Here is a 21,081-nt window from a genome sequence, read left to right on the forward strand (position 1 = left end):
GGGGTCTCGGGATCAGGGGTCAACGGCGCGCAGCGATCGGCAGGCCGGTGTCGATCTTCGCGGCGATGCGCGCGCGCTCCTCGGCATCGCCGGTGACGATCGCGGCCTGCCACGCATAGCGCGCCTCGTAGCGTCGGCCCATGCTCCAATAGGCATCACCGAGATGATCGCCGATTTCGGCATTGGTCGGCTCCGCCTGCGCGGCACGCTCGAGCAGTGGCAGCGCGCGCCGCGTATCGCCGGCGCGGTGATAGGCCCAACCAAGCGAGTCGGTGACGGACGGATTGGCGGGATCGAGCCGGCTTGCCCGCTCGAGCAGGCGGATCGAGCCCGCGATGTCGTCGCCATGCTCGACCTGCGCGAATCCCAGATAATTCAGCGCGAGCGGTTGCGTCGGGGCGAGGGCAACCGCCTTGCGGAGCGCGATGCGCGCCTCGGGCCAGCGCCCCGCCTGATCGAGCGCCCCGCCATATTGCAGCCACGCCCCCCATCTGCCGCGCGCGGCCCCTGGTGTACCATGATCCGCCGCCAGAACCCGTCCATACCACTGCGCCGCCGCCGCCGCATCGCCGGTCGTCAGCAACAGGTCGGCGTAACGCTGCCAGTCGCCGGCGATCGCCTCCTGCCGCTCGGCGCGCGTCCTCGCGATGGCCAGCGCCGCCTCGCCACGGCCGGCAACCGACAGGATTTCAAGACGCTTGGCGATCGCCGCCTCTGCGGACGGCGACGTGCCATCGACCCTGTCGAGCACCGCCAGCGCGCGGTCGACCCGGTCGTTATGCGCAAGCGCGTCGGCAAGGACGATTCGCGCGGGGGTATAATCGGGATCGGCCTCCACCGCAGCCTGGGCGAGCGCGATTGCCAGCGGCGACGGCGCCCCTGCGATAAGGCCCCCCGCCAAACCCGCGAGTGTCTGTGCGACGGCAAGGCCGAGTGGCTGGCGCGCGGGGGCGGCGGCGATGCGCTTACGCGTCTCGGCAGCGAAGCGGCGCGCGACCGGATCCTCGCCCGCGGTCGCCAGCGCCGCGCCCGGGTCACGATGCTCGGCACGCGCCACCCACGCGTTCAGCGATGGTGCGAGCACCACCAGCGGGCCCTTGCCGAGCGTGGCGATCGCCGTCCGGGTCGCCCGGGTGTCGCCCTTGCGCGCGGCGGCGGCGAGCGGGAACAGTGCGGCGTCCGCGGGCGCGACTCCGGCTCTCGCCAGCACCCCCGCCGCGCGCGCGACCAGCGGCATGTCACCCGCCTCGATTCCCTCCCGGTAGGCGCGGATCGCGATCACCGGATCGTCGGGCGCCGCCGCCAGTGCCAGGGCATACTGGTCCGCGGCAATCGTCACCCGCCCGTCCGCATCCGCGGCGCGCGCCTTGAGATAGGCAGAGAGACCGCCGGTGTCGGCCAGCGCCGCCGTCGGGGCGGTCAGCAGGCCGATCGCCAGCAGGACAGACTTACATGTTGGGATAGTTGGGGCCTCCACCGCCCTCGGGCACGACCCAGTTGATGTTCTGCGTCGGGTCCTTGATGTCGCAGGTCTTGCAGTGGACGCAGTTCTGCGCGTTGATCACGAACTTCGGATCGCCCGTCTCTTCGCCCACCACCTCGTAAACGCCGGCCGGGCAATAGCGTTGCGCGGGCTCGTCGTACATCGGCAGGTTGTAGGCGATCGGCACCGCCGGGTCCTTCAGCGTCAGGTGGACCGGCTGGTCCTCCTCGTGATTGGTGTTCGAGATGAACACCGACGACAGCCGGTCAAACGTCAGCACGCCGTCCGCCTTGGGATAGACGATCGGCTTGACCAGATCCTTGCGCCACAGGCTTTCGTGATCGGGATGATGGTGCAGCGTGAACGGCACCTTCAGACCCCAATGTTCGAGCCACATCGTCACACCGGCAAGCCCGGACCCGAGCATGTCGCCGAACTTCTTGACCAGCGGCACGACGTTGCGGACGACCGACAGTTCCTTCTTCACCCAGCTGCGCTCGAACGCCTCCGGATAGGCGGCGAGTTCGTCATGCCCGCGCTGCGACACGATCGCCTCGACCGCAGCCTCGGCCGCCATCATGCCCGACTTCATCGCGGTGTGCGTGCCCTTGATCCGCGGCACGTTCAGGAAGCCGGCGCTGTCGCCGATCAGCGCTGCGCCGGGCATGACCAGCTTTGGGATCGACTGGAGCCCGCCGTCGCTGATCGCGCGCGCGCCATAGCTGACACGCTTGGCGCCCTTCAGCAGCGCCGCGATCTCGGGATGCGTCTTCCAGCGCTGCATCTCGTGGAACGGCGAAAGATGCGGATTGGTGTAGTTCAGCCAGGTGACGAAGCCGATCGAGACCTGGCCATTGGCCTGGTGATAGATCCAGCCGCCGCCGTTCGACCCGTCGGTTTCGCTGAGCGGCCAGCCCTGCGTATGGATGACGCGGCCGGGCGAATGGAGCGCGGGATCGATGTCCCACAATTCCTTGATGCCGAGCCCATAGACCTGCGGGTCGCTGTCCTTGGCGAGATCGAACTTCGCGATCAGCTGCTTGGTCAGGTGACCGCGGCAGCCTTCGGAAAAGAAGGTGTATTTGGCGTGGAGTTCGAGCCCCGGGGTATAATCGCCCTTGTGCGTGCCGTCGCGCGCGACGCCCATGTCGCCGGTCGCGACGCCCTTCACCGATCCGTCGTCATTGAACAGGATCTCGGCGGCCGCGAAGCCGGGGAAGATCTCGACGCCGAGCTCCTCCGCTTTGCCCGCCATCCAGCGGCAGAGATTGCCGAGGCTGCCGGTATAGGTGCCCTTGTTGTGCATGAACGACGGCGTGACGAAGTGCGGCATCTCGCTCTTCTTCGTCTTGCTGAGGATCCAGTGATGATTCTCCGTCACCGGCACCTCGGCCAGCGGACAGCCATCCTCGCGCCAGTCGGGCAGCAGCTCGTCGAGGCTCTTGGGATCGATGACCGCGCCCGACAGGATGTGCGCGCCGACCTCGGATCCCTTTTCGAGCACGCAGACCGAGATGTCCGCGTCCTTCTCGGCCGCCAGCTGTTTCAGCCGGATCGCTGCCGAAAGCCCCGCCGGACCTGCGCCGACGATCACTACGTCGTAGGGCATCGATTCACGTGTCGTCATCATCGTCTCCCGGGGGATGGTCCCTGTCTGCCCGGCTTCCCGCCCCTCCCGTTCGTTCGGGCTCGGGCCGGCACCGTCTTGTCCGTGTTGCGTCTATTTAGGCGATTGCGCGAGTTGACCGCCACGTCAACCACGCAGCATAGGAGACATATGGGGGCGGATCAGACCATCGACTGGCGCAACGCCGCGGTCAGCGTGCTCGACTGGTGGCACGATGCCGGTGTCGACATGCTCGTCGACGACGCCCCGCGCGACTGGTTCGCGGCATCCGAACCGCTGGTTATCGCGCCGCCGGCGCCCACTGGCGTGCCCGTCGCACCGCCGGTGGCGGTCGCCACGATGCCGCTGTCGCTGACCGAATTCCTGGCCTGGCGCACCGGCGCGGATGTGCCCGAAGCGGGGTGGAACGGCATTTCGCTGGCGGCTGAAGGGCCTGCTGACGCTACGGTCATGGTGCTTGCCGACTGCCCCGATCGCGACGACGGCACGGACAATGGCGGCGCTGGACAATTACTGAGCGGCGCGTCGGGTCGCCTGCTCGACCGCATGCTCGCGGCGATCGGGCTGACCCGGTCGGCGGTCCATGTCGCCGCGGTCTGCGCCAAGCGCCCGACCGCGGGTCGCATCCAGCGCGAGGTCGAGGACCGGCTGGCGGAGATCGCCAAGCATCACATCGAACTTGTTGCGCCCAAGCGCTTGCTTCTGCTCGGCAATGCGGCGAGCCGTGCCATCCTCGGGATGGAATTGCAGGCCGCGCGGGGACGTTTACATGGAATTAGCCATAAGGTCGGAGAAGCAGGTGTGGTCGCCAGCTTTCACCCGCGCTTTCTGATCGAGAAGCCGGCGGCCAAGGCAGAAGCCTGGAAGGATTTGCAGATGTTGATGGGGGGCCAGATGTCTCAGGAGACGCGGGCATGACCCGCACGCTCGCAATCCTGCTCGGTTGTGCGGCATTGCCGCTGCCCGCTCTGGCGGCACCGATCGCCGATAGCGGTACGGGCGATGCCCGACTCGTCGCCGGTGCACCGACCGCCGAACAGATTCCCGATCAGCTCGATCCGGCGCAGCGTGACGCCTATCGCGCGGTCTTCGGGGCGATCCGCGACGGCAAATGGACCGATGCGCAGATCCAGCTTGATACCATGAAGCCCGGCCCGCTCCATGCGATCGCGCGCGCCGAGATGTACGTCGCCAAGGGATCGCCGAGGATCGAGATGGCGCCGCTCGTCGCGCTGCTGAACGAGGCCCCCGAGCTCCCCGAGGCGGAACAGATTGCACGCCTCGCCACGGTCCGCGGCGCGGTCGATCTGCCTCCCCTGCCCGTCGCGCAGCGTTTGATCTGGCAGGACGGCGCACCGCGTAGGGTGCGCGCGAAGAGCCTCAAAGGTGATATGATCGCCGCCGAACTCGCACTCAAGATGCAGCCTTACGTCAAGGCGGACATGGGCCGCGAGGCACAGTCGCTGCTCGACAGCACGCCCGGTCTCACGCCCGAGACGCTGACCGAATGGCAGCAGAAGATCGCGTGGATCTATTTCCTCCAGGGTGACGACGCCAATGCGCGCGTGATGGCCGCCAAGGGCCAGGACGGCGTCGGCGAATGGGCGGTGCAGGCGCGCTGGGTCGGCGCGCTGGCCGCCTGGCGGCAGAATGACTGTGCCAACGCCGGCACGGGGTTCGAAGGCGTCGCGGCACGCGCGGGCGATGTCGACCTGCGCGCGGCGGCGCTCTACTGGGCGTCGCGCGCCGACATGGTCTGCGCACGTCCCGACAAGATCCAGGGCCGGCTGAAGGCCGCGGCGCAGTTCGGCGAAAGCTTCTACGGCCAGCTCGCACGCCAGCAGCTCGCAATGGCCGATCCCGCGCGGGTCGGCGGCAGCGGTCCCGGCGGCGTGGTCGCGCGCGACTGGAAGGTCGTCGAGAAGCGCCCCAATGTCCGCGTCGCAGCCGCGCTCGTCGAGGTCGGCGAGACCGAACTGGCCGATACCGTCATCCGCCAGCAGGCGAAGATCGGCGATCCCCGCGAATTCCGCAATCTCGTCCGGGTCGCAGAGGCGCTCAGCCTGCCCGCGACGACCGTCTGGCTCGCGCACAACTGTCCGCAAGGGATCACGACCGCGGCCGAGGCGCGCTATCCGACGCCGAACTGGACGCCCGACAGCGGCTGGCACATCGACAAGGCGCTGGTCTACGCGCACACGCTCGAGGAATCGCGCTTCCGCAACACGGTGCGCAGCCCCGCGGGCGCTTACGGCCTGATGCAGATCATGCCCGCGGCGGCGACCGACTTTGCGCGCGAACGCGGCACGTCGATCGACCTCAAGGCGCTGACCAAGCCGTCGACAAACATGGACATCGGCCAGCGGCATCTCGAACGGCTGCGCGACATGGCCGGCGTCACCGGCGGGCTGCTGCCCAAGGTGATCGCAGCCTACAATGCGGGCCCGCGCCCGGTCGGCGACTGGAACGCGATCGTCCACGATAATGGCGATCCGCTGCTGTATATCGAGAGCATTCCCTATTGGGAGACGCGCGGCTACGTCACCACCGTGCTGCGCAACTACTGGATGTACGAGGCGCAGGGTGGCCGGAAGGCCTCGACCAGCCGCAACGCACTGGCGCAGGGCATGTGGCCGCGTTTCCCCGGCCTGCCCGGCGCGACCGCGATCCGCATGAACGCCCGGCCGAATGCGCGCGCGAGCGCGAGCCTCACCGCGCATCAGCCGATGATCGCGGTCAATGCGAGCGTCGGCGCGCAATCCTCCACCGTCACACGCGCGGACTGATCTTTTATGCCAATCGACGAAAGCCGGACCTTCCTGCCGGTCCGGATCGCCGTGCTGACGGTGTCCGATACGCGCGGGCTGGCCGAGGATCGCTCGGGCGATACGCTCGTCGCGCGGCTGGCAGAGGCAGGGCATGTGCTCGCCGATCGCCGGATCGAGAAGGATGACGTCGAGACGATCGTCGCCCGCCTCCACGCCTGGATCGATGATCCGGAAGTCGACTGCGTCATCACCACGGGCGGCACCGGCGTCACCGGCCGCGACGTGACGCCCGAGGCGGTCGAGCGCGTCGCCGAAAAGATGATCCCCGGGTTCGGCGAGCTGTTCCGTATGCTCAGCTACAAGACGATCGGCACGTCGACGGTGCAGTCGCGGGCCTGTGCCTGTGTCGCGCACGGCACCTATATCTTCGCGCTGCCGGGTTCGACCGGCGCGGTGAAGGACGGGTGGGACGGGATCCTGCGGGACCAGCTCGACAGCCGTCACCGGCCCTGCAACTTCGTCGAACTGATGCCGCGCCTGCTCGAGCGCTGACCGCGCACGTCGACGGGCCATGTTTCGGCATCGATTCCCAACTGATGGCGCGATTTCCGCTGGGCGTAGTTCGCGCTGATCGCCGCTGCGAACAAAAAAGACGAGGTTTTAGAGCACCGAAGCGAAGTGTCTTAGTGTAGTAGGTAACTGGCACGCCAGATGCATTGGTCTTCACGCTGCCCCCGGGCGGCTCGACCTCATCTTCTGGAAGGACACACCATCATGCCCGCTCTGCCAACCACGCGTACGCTCAACCGCACCGCCACCCTCATCACGATCGCTATTGCCACGGCCGTCAGCCCGACGATCGCGAACGCCGCTCCGCGGGGAAGCGCGACACAGGCCCAGATGACGACGCTGAAATATGATGCGAAGTCGCGCAAATATTGCCTGACCGAACCCGCGGTCACCGGCACTCGCATCGACCGGATCACCTGCCGCACCGCATCCGCCTGGGCCGCGTCGGGCCTCGACATGCCGAAGGAGGTGATCCTCGCCCAGAAATGATCGTGGCGTTCAGCCTCTCGCGGCGTGGATCAGATCGACGAGCTGCTTGTTGATCGCCGCGCCGTGGAGGTGGAGATGCACCGCGTCATACCCCTCGCGGCGCAGTCGCTGGCGCAGGCCGTTGACCGAATCGCACTCGCCGGACCGCGCAAGTTCGAAGGCCCGCTCCACCGTCGTCAGATTCTCTGCCATGCCCCGTTCTACGCGCAAAACCGCCGCGCGACCATCCGCGGCGCCTTACCCGGCCTGCCGCGCTTCCGGTTAACGTCCTGTCAGCATTCCCGCGCGATACCAGGCCCGTACCGCCCGTCGACGACGACGGCGGCAAGGGGGAAGTATCAGTATGCGTAACATCTACCTGCTCGCGCTCGTCGCAGCCGGGACCGCCGCCACGCCGGTCGTGGCGCAGTCCTCCGACGGCCGGACCTATGACGGTCGCGCCTATGACCGATTCGATCGCGATTCGCGCGGCAATCCGGCGAGCCAGGTGTCGGGCCTGCGGGTCGAACCCCGGATCGGCTATGAACGCGTCATTTCCGAGCTGAACATCGACACGGCGACCGACTCGGCAAGCGTCCGCGTCGGCAAGAGCGGCGTCACCTATGGCGGCGAGGTCGGCTATGACGCGCAGGTCAATGTCAGCGCGGTGCTCGGCGTCTATGCCGGTCTCGAAGGGTCGAGCGCAAAGGAGTGCGAGAACGACATCGTGAGCGTGGGCGATCGCACCTGCATCGCCGCGAACCGCAACATCACCGTCGGCGCCCGCGGCGGCTATCTCCTGTCCCCGGCGACGCTTCTGTATGTGAAGGGTGGCTTTTCGAGCGGCCGGTTGCGCCTGAGCAACCGCAACGCGACGGTTGAGGAAAACAACGTCGCAGGGTCCGACTCGCTCAGCGGCTTCCACGCGGGGGCCGGTATCCAGACCGCGTTCTCATCGCGCTTCTATGGCAAGCTCGAGTACGTCTACACCGATTATAACGGCTATGAGGTGAACGACGGCACGACCAAGACCAGCCTCGATTTCAGCCGCCACCAGGCGATCGCGGGGTTCGGCGTCAGGTTCTGAACGCGCATGACGACACCGGGCGGCGTCGGGGATGCCGCCCGTTTGTTCTTTATTCGTTCCTCGCCCGATGTTAGTATCGGGCATGACCAGACCCCGCCCGGTACGCGGCGCGACGCTGAACGGCGAAAGCACGCGCTTCAACCTTCCGCAGACCGAAGCGGACGGCGACTGGCTTGATGCGCGCGATGCGATTGACGGCGCGGCACCCCAGCTGCGGACGACCGTCACGGTCGAGCGGGCCAGGACGATCATCAGTCGCAATGCGTCACCCGACATCCCCTTCGACCGCTCGATCAATCCCTATCGCGGTTGCGAGCATGGCTGCATCTACTGCTTTGCCCGACCGAGCCACGCGTTTCACGATCTGTCGCCCGGCCTCGATTTCGAAAGCCGGCTGTTCGCCAAACCCGACGCCGCCGCGCTGCTCCGGGCCGAACTGGCGAAACCGGGGTACAGCGCGCGGCCGATGGCGCTGGGAACCAACACCGATCCCTATCAGCCGATCGAAGCCGACTGGCGGATCACTCGCGGCATCATCGAGGTGCTGGCCGAGACCAACCACCCGCTGACGATCACGACCAAGTCGGATCGCGTCATCCGCGATCTGGACCTGCTCGCCCCGATGGCGGCAAAGGGTCTGGCCGCGGTCGCGTTGTCGATCACGTCGCTCGATCCGAAGATCGCGGCAACGCTCGAACCCCGCGCACCACACCCCGAGCGACGCCTCGCGGCGGTCAGCGCGCTCGCGGCGGCGGGCGTGCCGGTCTATGTCTCGATCGCGCCGGTGATCCCCGCGATTACCGATCACGAGATCGAGCATCTGATTGCGCGCGCCGCACAGGCCGGTGCGCGTTTTGCGTTCTTCATCCCGGTCCGCTTGCCCTGGGAAGTCGCGCCGCTGTTCCGTGCGTGGCTGGACGCGCATTTTCCCGATCGCGCTGGCAAGGTCATGGCGGCGATCCAGTCGATCCGCGGCGGACGCGACAATGATCCGGGGTTCGGCAGCCGGATGAAGGGGCAAGGGCCCTGGGCGGACTTGCTGAAGACGAGGTTCGACATTGCCGTGCGCAAGCACGGACTGAACGCGGAACGGGTCGGACTGCGCTGCGACCTGTTCCGCGCACCACAGGGCCCGCAGGGTGAATTATTCTGATCCAGGCCGCGACTGGTTGCGGCCCCCGTGATCAGATCAGGCGCAGCGCCTGATCCAGCTGCTCGCGATAATATCGTTCAAGGTCGCGGTGCATTTGCGCGACCGCGGGGTTGGGTGCGATGCGCGCGAGTACGGCCTGGTCGTCCATGAAGCGTTCGAGCTTGGCTGGTCGCACCGGAAATTCCATCCGCCGATCCTGCGCTCAACTCATTACCAGTGTATATCCATAATGCGTCGAAAACAGATCAATCTCGGATAGTTACCCGTCATGCGGCCGGACCGACGATGTCATGATCCAGCCCTTATTCGCGGCCAAGCCGCCAGCGACCAAGACCGTCGGCCGTAAGCTCAACACCGTCATAATCCACAATCGCATGCCGCGCTGCGTCCACGCAGTGGTCGCGGCCATGCGTTGCCGTGATGACGACGACATCGGATCCCGCGGCATCGGCTGCCGCAATACCTGCCGGTGCATCCTCGAAGACAAGACAGTCGGATGCTGGTACACCCAGACGCTCGGCGGCCAGCAGGAAACAGTCGGGCGCGGGCTTGCCGTTCGCGACGTCCTCGGCCGCGATGAACTGCGCCGGGATCGCCAGACCCGCGGCAGCAAGACGCCGCTCGGCCAGCGCGCGCGGTGCCGAGGTCACGATCGTCCAGCGCCCAGCCGGCAGTGTCGCGAGGAAATCAGCCGCACCACGGATCGGGGTAATGTCCCCGACATCCTCCATCTCGGCGGCAGTGATCGCAGCCGCTTCGACGACCGGGTCGACGCCGGGCAGACCCAGCCGCCGAACCGTCTCGACCGATTGAACGCCGTGAATCGTCGGCAGGAAGGTCGCGACATCCAGGCCGTGCGCGATCGCCCATGCCGTCCAGGTCCGCTCGGCAGATGCGATCGACGTCAGGATCGTTCCGTCCATGTCGAACAGGAAGGCGGCGTAGCTGCGGGTCGGCAGGGTCATGGAGTATCTCGCTTGATCATTTGGCTGTCCTGATGTGCAGCGACACCATTACCAGGTCCCGCGCGGCGCGCGACGGCGACGCCAAAGAAAAGGCCGCCTCGGTTTCCCGAAGCGGCCATATTTCTGTCATCAAGCTTAAGCTTAGATGTCGTCGCCGAGTGCGCCCTTGACGCTGCCCTTGACGTTCTGCGCAGTACCCTTGGCCTGCTGTGCTTCGCCTTCTGCAACCATACGGTCGTTATCGGTTGCCTTGCCCACGGCTTCCTTGACGTTGCCTGCGACCTTGTTGCCTGCGGCTGCGACCTTATCGGTGAATTCGCCCATGAGAGCCTCCACTATGTTGTGCGATACGCCAATCGTACCGCTCTGAACTTGTGAGACTATAACGGCCGTCTTTATCGAGGGTTCCGTGACGTTTGCGTCATGCGCTCAGATCAGGCCGGCAAGCGGGCTCGAGGGATCGGCATAACGCCGCTGCCCCATCCGCCCTGCGCGATAGGCGAGACGCCCCGATTCGACCGCGGCCTTCATCGCCGCCGCCATCATCAGTGGATTCTTCGCCTCGGCGATCGCGGTGTTCATCAGCACGCCGTCGCAGCCAAGCTCCATCGCCACCGCCGCATCCGACGCCGTGCCGACGCCCGCATCGACGAGCACGGGCACCCCTGCCCCCTCGACGATCAGCCTGATCGTCACGCGGTTCTGGATACCCAGACCCGAGCCGATCGGCGCGCCCAGCGGCATGATTGCGACCGCGCCCGCATTCTCCAACCGCTTGGTGGCGATCGGATCGTCGACGCAATAGACCATCGGCTTGAAGCCCTCGTTCGCCAGGATCTCGGTCGCGCGCAGCGTTTCGACCATGTCGGGATAAAGCGTCTTCGCCTCGCCGAGCACCTCGAGCTTCACCAGGTCCCAGCCGCCCGCCTCGCGTGCCAGCCGCAGCGTCCGGATCGCCGATTCGGCATCGAAGCAGCCCGCGGTGTTGGGGAGGTAGGTGATCTTCTTCGGGTCGATGAAGTCGGTCAGCATCGGCGCATTGCGATCCGACACGTTGACGCGGCGCACGGCGACGGTGACGATCTCCGCCCCCGACGCCTCGACCGCGGCGGCGTTCTGCGCGAAATCCTTGTACTTGCCGGTGCCGACGATCAGCCGCGAGCGGAAGGTGCGGCCGGCGACCGTCCAGCTGTCGGTGTTGATCGCCGCGGCATGATCGCCGCCGCCGACGAAGTGCACGATCTCGAGGTCGTCGCCATCCTCGACCATCACGTCCGCCAGCGTCGAACGCGGCACCACCTCCATATTGCGTTCGACCGCGATCTTTTCGGGGATGAGGCCCAGCTCGGTCGCGAGCCCCGCAAGGCTGAGGCCGGTGGAGACACGCTTGTGCTCGCCGTTCACGGTGATCGAGACGGTGCCGTCGGAGTGGGGCATGCAGAGTTTTCCGTTCGTTTCGACCGAAGTCAGGAAACCACCCGTCCGCTGCCGGTCTCATGTCTCGACTTCGCTCGACACGAACGGGTAAGGGGGGTGCATATAGAGGGTGGTTTGCCGCCCCTGCAACCAGGAGCAGCCTTTGCCCGCGACAGTCCCTGCCACCGTCCCTGCGACAATCTTCGTCCTGAACGGCCCCAACCTCAACCTTCTGGGGACGCGAGAGCCGGAGATTTACGGCGACGAGACGCTCGACGACATCGCCGGCCAGCTTGAGGATCGCGCGCGCGAACTCGACCTGACGATCGACATGCGCCAGTCGAATCACGAAGGGCACCTCGTCGACTGGATCCAGGAGGCGCAGGCGCGCGGCGCGAAGGCGGTGATCCTCAACGCCGGCGCATTCACGCATACCTCGGTCGCGGTCCATGACGCGATCAAGGGCGTGAAGACACCGGTGATCGAGGTCCATCTTTCCAATCCCCACGCCCGCGAAACGTTCAGGCACGTCAGCCTGATCGGACAGGCGGCGAAGGGCACGATCGCGGGTTTCGGCGCGCTTTCGTATCTGCTCGCGCTTGAAGCCGTCGCACGGTTCTGACAGGAGGCCCCGCCATGACCGATACACCAGAAACAACAGGCGCAATGCAGGTCGATGTGACCCTGGTGCGCCAGCTCGCCGAACTGCTCGACACCACGCAGCTGACCGAGATCGAAGTCGAGGACGGCTCGCGCCGCATCCGCGTCGCACGCAAGGCGGCGCAGGCCGCGCCCGTCGCGCACTATGCCCCCGCCCCTGCGGCACCACCCGTCTCCGCACCGCTGGCGATCCCGCAGGCCGAGGTCGGCGCGTCCGCCCCGGCGATCAGCGCGAGCGCGGTCAAGTCGCCGATGGTCGGCACGGTTTATCTGGCCGCCAACCCCGAGGCGAAGCCGTTCTCGACCGTCGGCCAGAAGGTCAATGCGGGCGACACGCTGCTGATCATCGAGGCGATGAAGGTGATGAACACGATCGTCGCGCCCTCGGCCGGCACAGTCACTGCGATCCTCGTCGAGAACGGCCAGCCGGTCGAATTCGACCAGCCGCTGGTCGTGGTCGAATAATGAAGCAAATCAAGAAGCTGCTCATTGCGAACCGCGGCGAGATCGCGCTGCGGATCCACCGTGCCTGCCATGAGATGGGCATCAAGACGGTGGCGGTCCATTCGACCGCCGACGCCGATGCGATGCACGTACGGCTCGCTGACGAGGCGATCTGCATCGGACCGCCGTCGGCGACCGACAGCTATCTGAACATCCCCAACATCATCTCCGCCGCCGAGATCAGCGGCGCGGATGCGATCCATCCGGGCTACGGCTTTCTGAGCGAGAATGCGCAGTTCGCCGAGATCGTCGAGCTGCACAACATCCTGTTCGTCGGTCCGAAGCCCGAGCACATCCGCACGATGGGCGACAAGGTCCAGGCCAAGCGCACCGCAGGCGCGCTCGGGCTGCCGCTCGTCCCCGGCTCGGACGGCGCGATCAGCGACATCGCGGAGGCCAAGCGGATCGCCGACGAGATCGGCTATCCGGTGATCATCAAGGCGGCATCCGGCGGCGGCGGTCGCGGCATGAAGGTCGTCACCGACGCCGAAGACCTCGAAACGCAGATGCAGCAGGCCGGCAGCGAGGCGAAGGCCGCGTTCGGTGATGCCACCGTCTACATGGAAAAATACCTCGGCAATCCGCGGCATATCGAATTCCAGATCTTCGGTGACGGCGAGGGCAACGCGATCCATCTCGGCGAGCGCGACTGTTCGCTCCAGCGCCGCCACCAGAAGGTGCTCGAGGAAGCACCCTCACCGATCATCACCGCGGAAGAGCGTGAGCGGATGGGCGGCATCGTCGCCAAGGCGATGGCCGACATGGCCTATCGCGGCGCGGGGACGATCGAGTTCCTGTGGGAAGCGGGTGAATTCTACTTCATCGAGATGAACACCCGGCTTCAGGTCGAGCATCCGGTGACCGAGATGATCACCGGCCTTGACCTGGTGCGCGAACAGATCCGTATCGCCGAGGGGCATCCGCTGACGCTGCGCCAGGAAGATGTGCAGTTCCGCGGCCATGCGATCGAATGTCGCATCAATGCCGAGGATCCGCGCACCTTCGCGCCGTCGCCGGGGCTGGTGAAGCTCTATCATGCGCCCGGCGGGATGCATGTCCGTGTCGATAGCGGACTCTATGCCGGCTACCGTGTGCCGCCTTATTACGACTCGATGGTCGCCAAGCTGATCGTCTACGGCGCGACGCGTCAGGGCGCGCTGCGACGGTTGCGGCGTGCGCTCGAGGAGATGGTGATCGAGGGCGTCACGACGACGATTCCCCTGCACCGTGCATTGCTCGACGATCCTGAATTCCAGGAAGGCGCGTACACGATCAAGTGGCTGGAAGAGTGGCTCGCCAAGCAGGGGGCGTAAGCGCTCCTGCCCCCACCCACCCGTCATCCCTGCGAAAGCTGGGATGACGAGGGTCAACAATGACGACGGAGCATTCGTGAAGGCGACGATCTACCACAACCCGAAATGCTCCAAGTCGCGCGAGGCACTCGCGCTGTTGCAAGAGGCCGGTGCGGATGTCACGATCGTCGAATATCTGAAGACTCCCCCGTCGCGCGCCGAACTCGTCGGTCTCTACGACCGCGCGGGCATGACGCCGCGCCAGGGCCTGCGCATGGCGGAGGACGGCGCGAAGGCGGTCAAGCATGGCGACGCCGAAGCGATCCTCGACGCGATGATGATCGATCCGCTGCTGATCGAGCGTCCTCTAGTCGAGACCGACAAGGGCGTCCGCCTCGGACGGCCCATCGCGCGGCTGCACGAAATTCTGTGATCGCTGCCCCCGCATCGTGCACATCCGTTCCGGATGCTGTATTTTCGGGCAGGGTTTACGGGTGAATCGGCCGTTGCCCGAAGTGGCGACAACTGGCACGTTTGGTGCAAGGCGCCCTGTAGGGCGTTGGTTTCAACGACAATCGGGGGCGTACCTGTGAAAAAGATCGAAGCCATCATCAAGCCGTTCAAGCTTGATGAGGTGAAGGAAGCGCTGCACGAGATCGGCGTAAGCGGCATCACCGTGACCGAGGCCAAAGGCTTCGGCCGGCAGAAGGGCCATACCGAGCTGTATCGTGGCGCCGAATATGTCGTCGACTTCCTGCCCAAGGTGAAACTCGAGGTCGTCGTCGCGGATGGTCTGGCACAACGCGTCGTCGAGGCGATCGCCGCGGCCGCGCAGACCGGCCGGATCGGCGACGGCAAGATCTTCGTCATTCCCGTTGAAAGCGCGCTGCGTATCCGTACCGGCGAGCGCGACGACGACGCGATTTAACGGCTTTACTGACACCGACTTCATTTGACGCGGCGCAACAATCTGTGGAATTAGCGCGCTGCGCCGCACTATCATTTCCGGCATATCTGCCGACCTATCGAGCAAAGAGGGCTTAGCATCATGGCAAATTCGGCCAACGACGTCCTGAAGATGATCAAGGACCAGGAGATCGAGTGGGTCGATCTGCGCTTCACCGATCCCAAGGGCAAGTGGCAGCATCTCACGATGGTTGCCAGCCTGATCGGCGAAGACGAGCTGACCGACGGCCTGATGTTCGACGGCTCGTCGATCGAGGGCTGGAAGGCGATCAACGAGAGCGACATGACGCTCAAGCCCGATCTCGACGCGGTCTATGTCGATCCGTTCTCGGCGACGCCGATGATGATCCTGATCTGTGACATCGCTGATCCGTCGACCGGAGAGCTCTACGCCCGCGATCCGCGCTCGACCGCCAAGCGCGCCGAGGCGTATCTGCTGACGACCGGCGTCGGCGACACCGTCTATGTCGGCCCCGAGGCCGAATTCTTCATGTTCGACGACGTCCGGTTCGAGAACAGCTATTCGACCAGCTATTACAAGATCGACGACATCGAGTTGCCGGGCAATTCGGGCCGCGAATATGAGGGCGGCAATCTCGGCCACCGTCCGCGCGCCAAGGGTGGCTATTTCCCGGTCGCGCCGGTCGACAGCGCCGTCGACATCCGCGGCGAGATGGTCTCGACGATGATCGAGATGGGCCTGCCCTGCGACAAGCATCACCACGAGGTCGCGGCCGCACAGCACGAGTTGGGCCTGACCTTCGGCACGCTGACGCAGACCGCGGATCGCATGCAGATCTACAAGTACGTCGTCCACCAGGTCGCGCACGCATACGGCAAGACAGCGACGTTCATGCCCAAGCCGATCAAGGAGGACAACGGCTCGGGGATGCACACGCATTTCTCGATCTGGGAAGGCAAGACCCCGCTGTTCGCCGGTAACGGCTATGCGGGCCTGTCTGACATGTGCCTGTATTTCATCGGCGGCATCATCAAGCATGCCAAGGCGGTCAATGCGTTCACCAACCCGACGACCAACAGCTACAAGCGCCTCGTCCCCGGCTACGAAGCGCCCGTGCTGCTCGCCTATTCGGCGCGCAACCGCTCGGCCTCGTGCCGCATTCCGTACGGCACCGGCCCCAAGGCGAAGCGCGTCGAAGTGCGCTTCCCCGATGCGCTCGCCAACCCGTATCTCGCTTATGCGGCGCTGATGATGGCGGGCATGGACGGCATCCTGAACAAGATCCATCCGGGCGAAGCGATGGACAAGAACCTGTACGACCTGCCGCCCGCAGAACTCGCCCAGGTTCCGACCGTCGCGGGGTCTCTCCGCGAGGCGCTCGATTGCCTGCTCGCGGATCACGACTTCCTGCTCAAGGGTGACGTGTTCTCGAAGGATCAGATCGAGAGCTATGTCGAGATCAAGCGTGCCGAAGTTGCGCGTTGGGAGATGACGCCGAGCCCGGTCGAGTATGACATGTACTACAGCGGCTAATCTGCCGAGCCGGCAGCTTAGCCGCTGTCGGCCGGCGTCGCCCATGGCGACGACCGACGACGTGGCTTCGCCACGGCGCTGACGAAAAAAAAGGGCGCCCGGAGCAATCCGGGCGCCCTTTTTCTGTTGAGGTGCTCTGCAAGCTCCCCCGACTAGGGATACTCAGACTGCACGATACAACCAGACTGGGTCGCCACGCAGACGGGGACCCAGTCTGTTCTCCCGCCTTCGCGGGATAACAGGATTACAGCGCGCTCAGGCCACCAGCACGCTACTCCCGAACGTCTCCCCTGCCTCGAGCGCCCGGTGCGCATCTGCCGCATCCTCCAGCGCGAAGGTCTGGCCGATCTCCGGCTTGAACGCGCCCTGCTTGAGCATCGCGAACACCCGGTCGACCATCGCCTGCCGGTGCTCGGCATAATCGAACAGCGTCGGGCGCGTCACGAACAGCGACCCCTTGGCCGCCAGCACGCCGAGATTGACGCCATCGACCACGCCGCCTGCATTGCCGAAGCTCACGATAAGACCCCGCTTCGCCGCACTGTCGAGTGACGCCTGCCATGTCGCGCCACCGACGCCGTCGAGCACCACGGGCACGCCCTTCCCGCCGGTGATCTCGCGCACCCGCGCCGCGATGTCCTCGGACCGGTGGAGAATGACGTGATCGGCCCCCGCCTTGCGCGTCCGCTCGGCCTTCGCCTCGCTGCCGACGCTGGCGATCACGGTCGCGCCGATCGCCTTTAGCCAGCCGACCAGGATATGCCCGACCCCGCCCGCGGCGGCATGGACAAGCACCGTCTGCCCCGCCTCGACCCGTGCGCAGCGTTCGATCAGGAACTCCGCGGTGCAGCCCTTCAGCAGGATCGCCGCCGCAGTGCGGTCGTCGAGCGTGTCGGGCAAATGGAAGAGCTCAGCCGCGGGCACGTTGCGCTCGGTGGCATAGGCGCCGCGCGTCGGGCCGAAGGTGCCGACGCGGTCACCCGGGGCAAAGCCCGTGACCCCCTCGCCCACCGCCATCACCACGCCGACCGCCTCGCTGCCGAGCCCCGAGGGCAATGCTACCGGATAGACACCGCTGCGGTGATAGGTGTCGATATAATTCAGCCCGATCGCGGTGTTGCGCATCCACACCTCGCCCTTGCCCGGCGCGGGCAGGTCGACGTCGTCCCACTGGATCACCTCGGGGCCACCGGTCGTCCTGATTGTCGCTACGCGTGCCATGCCCGTCTCCTGTTGGTCATGACCCTAACTAGGCTCCGCGTTTCGGGTTGCAACCGATCCGCTCGACGCCCATTCCTCTGCAAAACACGATGCGGAGAGGCATGATGAAGAGCTATCTGAAGCAGTATATCGACGGCGCCTGGGTCGACAGCGACGGCGGCCGGATCCACCAGGTCATCGATCCCTCGACCGAACAGCCCTGCACCGAGATCACGCTCGGCACCGCGGCCGATGTCGACAAGGCGGTCGCCGCCGCCCGCGCCGCGTTCGAAAGCTGGAGCCAGACGAGCGTTCAGGAGCGGCTCGACGTGCTCGGCCGGATCATGACCGAGTACAAGGCGCGCATGCCCGATCTGGCCAAGGCGATGTCGCAGGAAATGGGCGCACCGATGGCGCTCGCATCGATGGCACAGGCGCCGACCGGCCTCGCGCATTTCTCCGCGACCGCCAAGGCGCTGGCGGCGTTCCAATTCTCCGAAGTCATCGGCAAGGCGACCGTCGTGCACGAACCGCTCGGCGTCGTCGCGATGATCACGCCCTGGAACTGGCCGCTCAACCAGATCTGCGCGAAGGTCGCGCCAGCGCTGGCGGCAGGCGACACGATGATCCTGAAGCCGTCCGAGGAGGCGCCCTCCTGCGCGATCATCCTCGCCGAGATCATGGACGCCGCGGGCGTCCCGGCGGGGGTGTTCAACCTCGTCAACGGCGATGGCCCCGGCGTCGGTGTCGCCCTGTCGAGCCACCGCGACATCGACATGGTCAGCTTCACCGGGTCGACCCGCGCGGGCATCGCGGTGGCGCAGGCAGCCGCTCCGACCGTCAAGCGCGTCCATCAGGAACTGGGCGGCAAGGCGGCCAACCTCGTGCTTGAAGGCGCGGACCTTTCCAAAGTCCTGCCGCCGACGGTGGCGGGCGTGCTCGCCAACTCGGGACAGAGCTGCATCGCGCCGACACGGCTGCTGGTCCACACCAGCCAGGTTGCTGAGGCTACCGCCATCGTGAAGTCGATGATGGAACAGACCAAGGTCGGCGACCCTGCCGAAATGGGCCAGCATATCGGCCCCGTCGTCAACAAGGCGCAGTTCGACAAGATCCAGGGGCTGATCCAGTCGGCGATCGACGAGGGTGCGACGCTGGTGACCGGCGGCCACGGCCGTCCCGACGGGCGCAACGCGGGCTATTACATCCAGCCGACCTTGTTCACCGATGTCCGCCCCGACATGCGGATCGCGCAGGAGGAGACGTTCGGCCCGGTCGCGACGATCACCGCCTATGCCGATCAGGAGGAGGGCATCCGCATCGCCAACGCGACCGAATACGGCCTGTCCGCAACGATCTCGGGCGACCCCGCCGCGGCCGCGAAGGTCGCGCCAAAGCTGCGTGCGGGGTTGGTCACGATCAATTCCTGGAGCCCCGACATCGCCGCGCCGTTCGGCGGCTACAAGCAATCGGGCAATGGCCGCGAGAATGGCCGTTACGGGCTGACGGACTTCATGGAGGTGAAGACCGTGGTAGGCCTGCCCGGCTGACGCCGCCGACGCCCCCTTCCCTGCGGGAGGGGGCTCAGTGCATCGGCCAGACCGCGACGATCAGCGGCGTGCCGACCAGCAGCACCAGCAGCGACAGCGGCGCGCCGAGCCGGGCATAATCGCTGAACTTGTAGCCGCCCGGCCCCATCACCAGTGTGTTGCACTGATGGCCGATCGGCGTGAGGAAGTCGCACCCCGCCCCGACCGCGGTCGCCATCAGAAACGCCTCGGGCCGATAGCCCAGGTCGCCTGCAAACGTCGCCGCGATCGGCGCCATCACCAGCACGGTCGCGGCATTGTTCAGGAACGGCGTGACCGCCATCGCCGCCGCCAGGATCAGCGCGACCGCCCCCCAGGGCGGCAGCGTCGATGCGGTCGCGGACAGCCAGGTCGCGATGACGTCCGACGCGCCGGTGGTGCGAAGCGAATCGCTGACCGGGATCAACGCGCCGAGCATGATCAGGATTGGCCATTCGACATGGTCATAGGCCTCGCGCACCGGCAGCACGCCGGTCGCCATGATCAGCCCCGCCGCCGCGAAGAACGCCACCGCCACGGGCACGAAGCCCATCGCCGTCGCGCCCATCGCGACGCCGAGGATCCCGATCGGCAGCCAGCTGCGCTTCGACACGCCGAGTCGCATCTCGCGCTGTGCCAGCGGCAGGCAGCCCAAGTCGCGCAGCTTGCCGGGTAGCTGTTCGAGCGGCCCCTGCAGCACCAGCACGTCGCCCGCGCGTAGCTCGATATTCGCCAGCCTGCGCGACAGATGCTCGCCCTGCCGCGAGATCGCGATCAGATTGACCCCGAACCGCGCCTGCAGCGCAAGCCGCGCCGCGGTCCGGCCCGCCAGCGGCGAACCGACATTGACGACCGCCTCGATCACGCCGACTTCATCGTCGTCCGCCTGATCCGCCTTTTCGCGGTCCTCGCCTTCAAGCTTCAGCCGGTCGCGCGCGATCACGCGTTCGAGCGCATCGGGTTCGCCGCCGAGGATCAGTACGTCGCCCGCCCTCAGGTGCGTATGCTCGTTCGGCGCGCTGCGCATGCCCGCACGCAGGATCCGGGTGATCGACACCTCGCCGTCGTGCCGTGCGAGAAAATCCTCGACCGACTCGTCGACCGCGGGGGACGTCTCGGGGATCGCGGCTTCGGTGATATACCCCTTGATGTCGAGCGCCTCGCCCATCGTCGGCGCAGCCCGCCGGTCGCGCGGCAGCAGGCGATAGGCGAAGCGCAGATAGATCAGCCCCATCACCGTCAGCCCGAGCCCGACCGGGGTATAATCGAACATCCCGAACGGCTGCCCGGTCATCTGCTCGCGGACGCGGCTGACGATGATGTTGGGCGAGGTACCGACAAGCGTGATGAGACCGCCGAGCAGCGACGCGGTCGCCATCGGCATCAGGAACACCGATGGCGAGGTGTTGTTCTTCTTCGCCATCTGGAACGCGGCGGGCATCAGCATCGCCAGCGCGCCGATATTCTTGACCAGCGCGGACGAGAACCCCACCGACGCCGTCAGCACGACGAGCTGCGATCGTACCCGCGTGACCCGCTTTGCAAGCTTCGCCAGCGCGAGTTCGATCACCCCCGAGCGCTGGACCGCCGCCGAGATGACGAGCGCCGAACCGACGATGATGACGATGTCGTCGGAAAAGCCCTTGAAGGCGTCCTTCGGACTGACGATCCCGAGCGCGATACTCGCTAACAGCGCCAGAATCGCTGTGACGTCGTAGCGAAACCGTCCCCAGATGAAGAGTATCATCATGCCGATGAGCGTGGCGATCGAAAGAGATTGGGGAAGGGTCATCTGGCCTCGATATGTGACTGCCGATCAACCATGGCCGAAAGCGCTGGTTCCCACGACAAGGGGTCCT

The 21,081-nt window shown here is 66.2% G+C and carries 22 protein-coding genes; 13 read left to right on the top strand and 9 right to left on the bottom strand.

The genetic code is table 11. The features are described 5' to 3' along the window. Window positions 1-19: 19 nt before the first annotated feature. Window positions 20-1,477, bottom strand: coding sequence for a tetratricopeptide repeat protein (locus tag GV027_RS05340; RefSeq protein ID WP_236559053.1), 1,458 nt, complete (start codon window positions 1,475-1,477; stop codon window positions 20-22). Beyond that, window positions 1,449-3,110 carry an electron transfer flavoprotein-ubiquinone oxidoreductase gene (locus tag GV027_RS05345; protein ID WP_159511200.1) on the bottom strand — a complete coding sequence of 554 codons (1,662 nt, stop codon included), beginning with the start codon at window positions 3,108-3,110 and terminating at the stop codon, window positions 1,449-1,451. Before GV027_RS05345 ends, GV027_RS05340 begins: the two co-directional genes overlap by 29 nt. Window positions 3,111-3,260: 150 nt before the next feature. On the opposite strand from GV027_RS05345, the gene GV027_RS05350 reads away from it, so the two are divergent. The 4 genes from GV027_RS05350 (at window position 3,261) to GV027_RS05365 (ending at window position 6,937) form a co-directional block, all read left to right on the top strand. Further along, window positions 3,261-4,028 (top strand): uracil-DNA glycosylase, encoded by a 768-nt coding sequence (locus tag GV027_RS05350; RefSeq protein WP_159511201.1) that lies wholly within the window; start codon window positions 3,261-3,263, stop codon window positions 4,026-4,028. Further along, the gene (locus GV027_RS05355; RefSeq protein ID WP_159511202.1) at window positions 4,025-5,896 is read left to right on the top strand and encodes a lytic transglycosylase domain-containing protein; all 1,872 of its coding nucleotides are present in this window, start codon (window positions 4,025-4,027) and stop codon (window positions 5,894-5,896) included. The genes GV027_RS05350 and GV027_RS05355 overlap by 4 nt, the downstream gene beginning before the upstream one ends. Before the next feature lie 6 nt (window positions 5,897-5,902). Continuing rightward, entirely contained in the window at window positions 5,903-6,430 is a 528-nt protein-coding gene (moaB, locus tag GV027_RS05360) for a molybdenum cofactor biosynthesis protein B (RefSeq protein ID WP_031394583.1), read from the top strand. Window positions 6,431-6,652: 222 nt separating this feature from the next. After that, entirely contained in the window at window positions 6,653-6,937 is a 285-nt protein-coding gene (locus GV027_RS05365; protein WP_159511203.1) for a hypothetical protein, read from the top strand. A gap of 9 nt (window positions 6,938-6,946) precedes the next feature. On the opposite strand, the gene GV027_RS05370 is transcribed toward GV027_RS05365, so the two are convergent. Continuing rightward, window positions 6,947-7,129, bottom strand: a complete 183-nt coding sequence (locus GV027_RS05370) for a hypothetical protein (RefSeq protein ID WP_031394581.1) — start codon at window positions 7,127-7,129, stop codon at window positions 6,947-6,949. A gap of 151 nt (window positions 7,130-7,280) precedes the next feature. On the opposite strand from GV027_RS05370, the gene GV027_RS05375 reads away from it, so the two are divergent. Both GV027_RS05375 and GV027_RS05380 read left to right on the top strand, forming a co-directional pair. Beyond that, window positions 7,281-8,003 carry an outer membrane protein gene (locus tag GV027_RS05375; RefSeq protein WP_159511204.1) on the top strand — a complete coding sequence of 241 codons (723 nt, stop codon included), beginning with the start codon at window positions 7,281-7,283 and terminating at the stop codon, window positions 8,001-8,003. A gap of 82 nt (window positions 8,004-8,085) precedes the next feature. Continuing rightward, window positions 8,086-9,156, top strand: a complete 1,071-nt coding sequence (locus GV027_RS05380; RefSeq protein WP_159511205.1) for a PA0069 family radical SAM protein — start codon at window positions 8,086-8,088, stop codon at window positions 9,154-9,156. Between the two features lie 31 nt (window positions 9,157-9,187). Here GV027_RS05380 and GV027_RS05385 read toward each other — a convergent pair whose 3' ends face one another. The 4 genes from GV027_RS05385 to thiS all read right to left on the bottom strand — a co-directional run bounded on the left by GV027_RS05385 (window position 9,188) and on the right by thiS (window position 11,558). Next, window positions 9,188-9,343 carry a hypothetical protein gene (locus GV027_RS05385; RefSeq protein WP_156360324.1) on the bottom strand — a complete coding sequence of 52 codons (156 nt, stop codon included), beginning with the start codon at window positions 9,341-9,343 and terminating at the stop codon, window positions 9,188-9,190. Between the two features lie 115 nt (window positions 9,344-9,458). Further along, window positions 9,459-10,121 carry an HAD-IA family hydrolase gene (locus tag GV027_RS05390; protein ID WP_159511206.1) on the bottom strand — a complete coding sequence of 221 codons (663 nt, stop codon included), beginning with the start codon at window positions 10,119-10,121 and terminating at the stop codon, window positions 9,459-9,461. A gap of 141 nt (window positions 10,122-10,262) precedes the next feature. Next, complete coding sequence (locus GV027_RS05395; protein WP_031394577.1) at window positions 10,263-10,445, bottom strand: CsbD family protein; 183 nt, start codon at window positions 10,443-10,445, stop codon at window positions 10,263-10,265. 105 nt (window positions 10,446-10,550) lie between these two features. Continuing rightward, window positions 10,551-11,558, bottom strand: coding sequence for a sulfur carrier protein ThiS (gene thiS / locus GV027_RS05400; protein ID WP_159511207.1), 1,008 nt, complete (start codon window positions 11,556-11,558; stop codon window positions 10,551-10,553). A gap of 142 nt (window positions 11,559-11,700) precedes the next feature. Between thiS and aroQ the strand changes: the two genes are divergently transcribed. The 6 genes from aroQ to glnA all read left to right on the top strand — a co-directional run bounded on the left by aroQ (window position 11,701) and on the right by glnA (window position 16,454). Further along, window positions 11,701-12,159: a type II 3-dehydroquinate dehydratase gene (gene aroQ, locus GV027_RS05405; RefSeq protein ID WP_159511208.1), complete on the top strand. Its 459-nt coding sequence runs from the start codon at window positions 11,701-11,703 to the stop codon at window positions 12,157-12,159. Between the two features lie 14 nt (window positions 12,160-12,173). Continuing rightward, window positions 12,174-12,662, top strand: a complete 489-nt coding sequence (gene accB / locus GV027_RS05410) for an acetyl-CoA carboxylase biotin carboxyl carrier protein (RefSeq protein WP_107929902.1) — start codon at window positions 12,174-12,176, stop codon at window positions 12,660-12,662. Beyond that, a complete protein-coding gene (gene accC, locus GV027_RS05415) occupies window positions 12,662-14,014 on the top strand; it encodes an acetyl-CoA carboxylase biotin carboxylase subunit (RefSeq protein ID WP_159511209.1) in 1,353 nt (450 codons plus the stop codon). The genes accB and accC overlap by 1 nt, the downstream gene beginning before the upstream one ends. A gap of 76 nt (window positions 14,015-14,090) precedes the next feature. Next, the gene (locus tag GV027_RS05420) at window positions 14,091-14,426 is read left to right on the top strand and encodes an arsenate reductase family protein (protein WP_159512745.1); all 336 of its coding nucleotides are present in this window, start codon (window positions 14,091-14,093) and stop codon (window positions 14,424-14,426) included. A 156-nt stretch (window positions 14,427-14,582) separates the two neighbouring features. Then, window positions 14,583-14,921, top strand: a complete 339-nt coding sequence (locus GV027_RS05425; RefSeq protein ID WP_031394505.1) for a P-II family nitrogen regulator — start codon at window positions 14,583-14,585, stop codon at window positions 14,919-14,921. 120 nt (window positions 14,922-15,041) lie between these two features. Further along, complete coding sequence (glnA, locus tag GV027_RS05430) at window positions 15,042-16,454, top strand: type I glutamate--ammonia ligase (protein ID WP_056674602.1); 1,413 nt, start codon at window positions 15,042-15,044, stop codon at window positions 16,452-16,454. A 255-nt stretch (window positions 16,455-16,709) separates the two neighbouring features. On the opposite strand, the gene GV027_RS05435 is transcribed toward glnA, so the two are convergent. Next, complete coding sequence (locus tag GV027_RS05435; protein WP_159511210.1) at window positions 16,710-17,675, bottom strand: quinone oxidoreductase family protein; 966 nt, start codon at window positions 17,673-17,675, stop codon at window positions 16,710-16,712. 104 nt (window positions 17,676-17,779) lie between these two features. Here GV027_RS05435 and GV027_RS05440 point away from each other — a divergent pair, with 104 nt between their 5' ends. Next, on the top strand, window positions 17,780-19,204 hold the full coding sequence (locus GV027_RS05440) for an aldehyde dehydrogenase family protein (protein WP_159512746.1): 1,425 nt from the start codon (window positions 17,780-17,782) through the stop codon (window positions 19,202-19,204). 34 nt (window positions 19,205-19,238) lie between these two features. On the opposite strand, the gene GV027_RS05445 is transcribed toward GV027_RS05440, so the two are convergent. Next, window positions 19,239-21,014, bottom strand: a complete 1,776-nt coding sequence (locus GV027_RS05445; protein ID WP_159511211.1) for an SLC13 family permease — start codon at window positions 21,012-21,014, stop codon at window positions 19,239-19,241. Window positions 21,015-21,081 lie beyond the last annotated feature (67 nt).

The sequence above is a fragment of the Sphingomonas sp. T1 genome (genome assembly GCF_902506585.1).
Lineage (GTDB): Bacteria > Pseudomonadota > Alphaproteobacteria > Sphingomonadales > Sphingomonadaceae > Sphingomonas > Sphingomonas aerolata.

Coding starts and splice junctions, on each gene's coding strand:
- GV027_RS05345 (WP_159511200.1), bottom strand. CDS start 3,110: ATGACGACACGTGAATCGATGCCCTACGACGTAGTGATCGTCGGCGCA.
- GV027_RS05350 (WP_159511201.1), top strand. CDS start 3,261: ATGGGGGCGGATCAGACCATCGACTGGCGCAACGCCGCGGTCAGCGTG.
- GV027_RS05355 (WP_159511202.1), top strand. CDS start 4,025: ATGACCCGCACGCTCGCAATCCTGCTCGGTTGTGCGGCATTGCCGCTG.
- moaB (WP_031394583.1), top strand. CDS start 5,903: ATGCCAATCGACGAAAGCCGGACCTTCCTGCCGGTCCGGATCGCCGTG.
- GV027_RS05365 (WP_159511203.1), top strand. CDS start 6,653: ATGCCCGCTCTGCCAACCACGCGTACGCTCAACCGCACCGCCACCCTC.
- GV027_RS05370 (WP_031394581.1), bottom strand. CDS start 7,129: ATGGCAGAGAATCTGACGACGGTGGAGCGGGCCTTCGAACTTGCGCGG.
- GV027_RS05375 (WP_159511204.1), top strand. CDS start 7,281: ATGCGTAACATCTACCTGCTCGCGCTCGTCGCAGCCGGGACCGCCGCC.
- GV027_RS05380 (WP_159511205.1), top strand. CDS start 8,086: ATGACCAGACCCCGCCCGGTACGCGGCGCGACGCTGAACGGCGAAAGC.
- GV027_RS05385 (WP_156360324.1), bottom strand. CDS start 9,343: ATGGAATTTCCGGTGCGACCAGCCAAGCTCGAACGCTTCATGGACGAC.
- GV027_RS05390 (WP_159511206.1), bottom strand. CDS start 10,121: ATGACCCTGCCGACCCGCAGCTACGCCGCCTTCCTGTTCGACATGGAC.
- GV027_RS05395 (WP_031394577.1), bottom strand. CDS start 10,445: ATGGGCGAATTCACCGATAAGGTCGCAGCCGCAGGCAACAAGGTCGCA.
- thiS (WP_159511207.1), bottom strand. CDS start 11,558: ATGCCCCACTCCGACGGCACCGTCTCGATCACCGTGAACGGCGAGCAC.
- accB (WP_107929902.1), top strand. CDS start 12,174: ATGACCGATACACCAGAAACAACAGGCGCAATGCAGGTCGATGTGACC.
- accC (WP_159511209.1), top strand. CDS start 12,662: ATGAAGCAAATCAAGAAGCTGCTCATTGCGAACCGCGGCGAGATCGCG.
- glnA (WP_056674602.1), top strand. CDS start 15,042: ATGGCAAATTCGGCCAACGACGTCCTGAAGATGATCAAGGACCAGGAG.
- GV027_RS05435 (WP_159511210.1), bottom strand. CDS start 17,675: ATGGCACGCGTAGCGACAATCAGGACGACCGGTGGCCCCGAGGTGATC.
- GV027_RS05440 (WP_159512746.1), top strand. CDS start 17,780: ATGAAGAGCTATCTGAAGCAGTATATCGACGGCGCCTGGGTCGACAGC.
- GV027_RS05445 (WP_159511211.1), bottom strand. CDS start 21,014: ATGACCCTTCCCCAATCTCTTTCGATCGCCACGCTCATCGGCATGATG.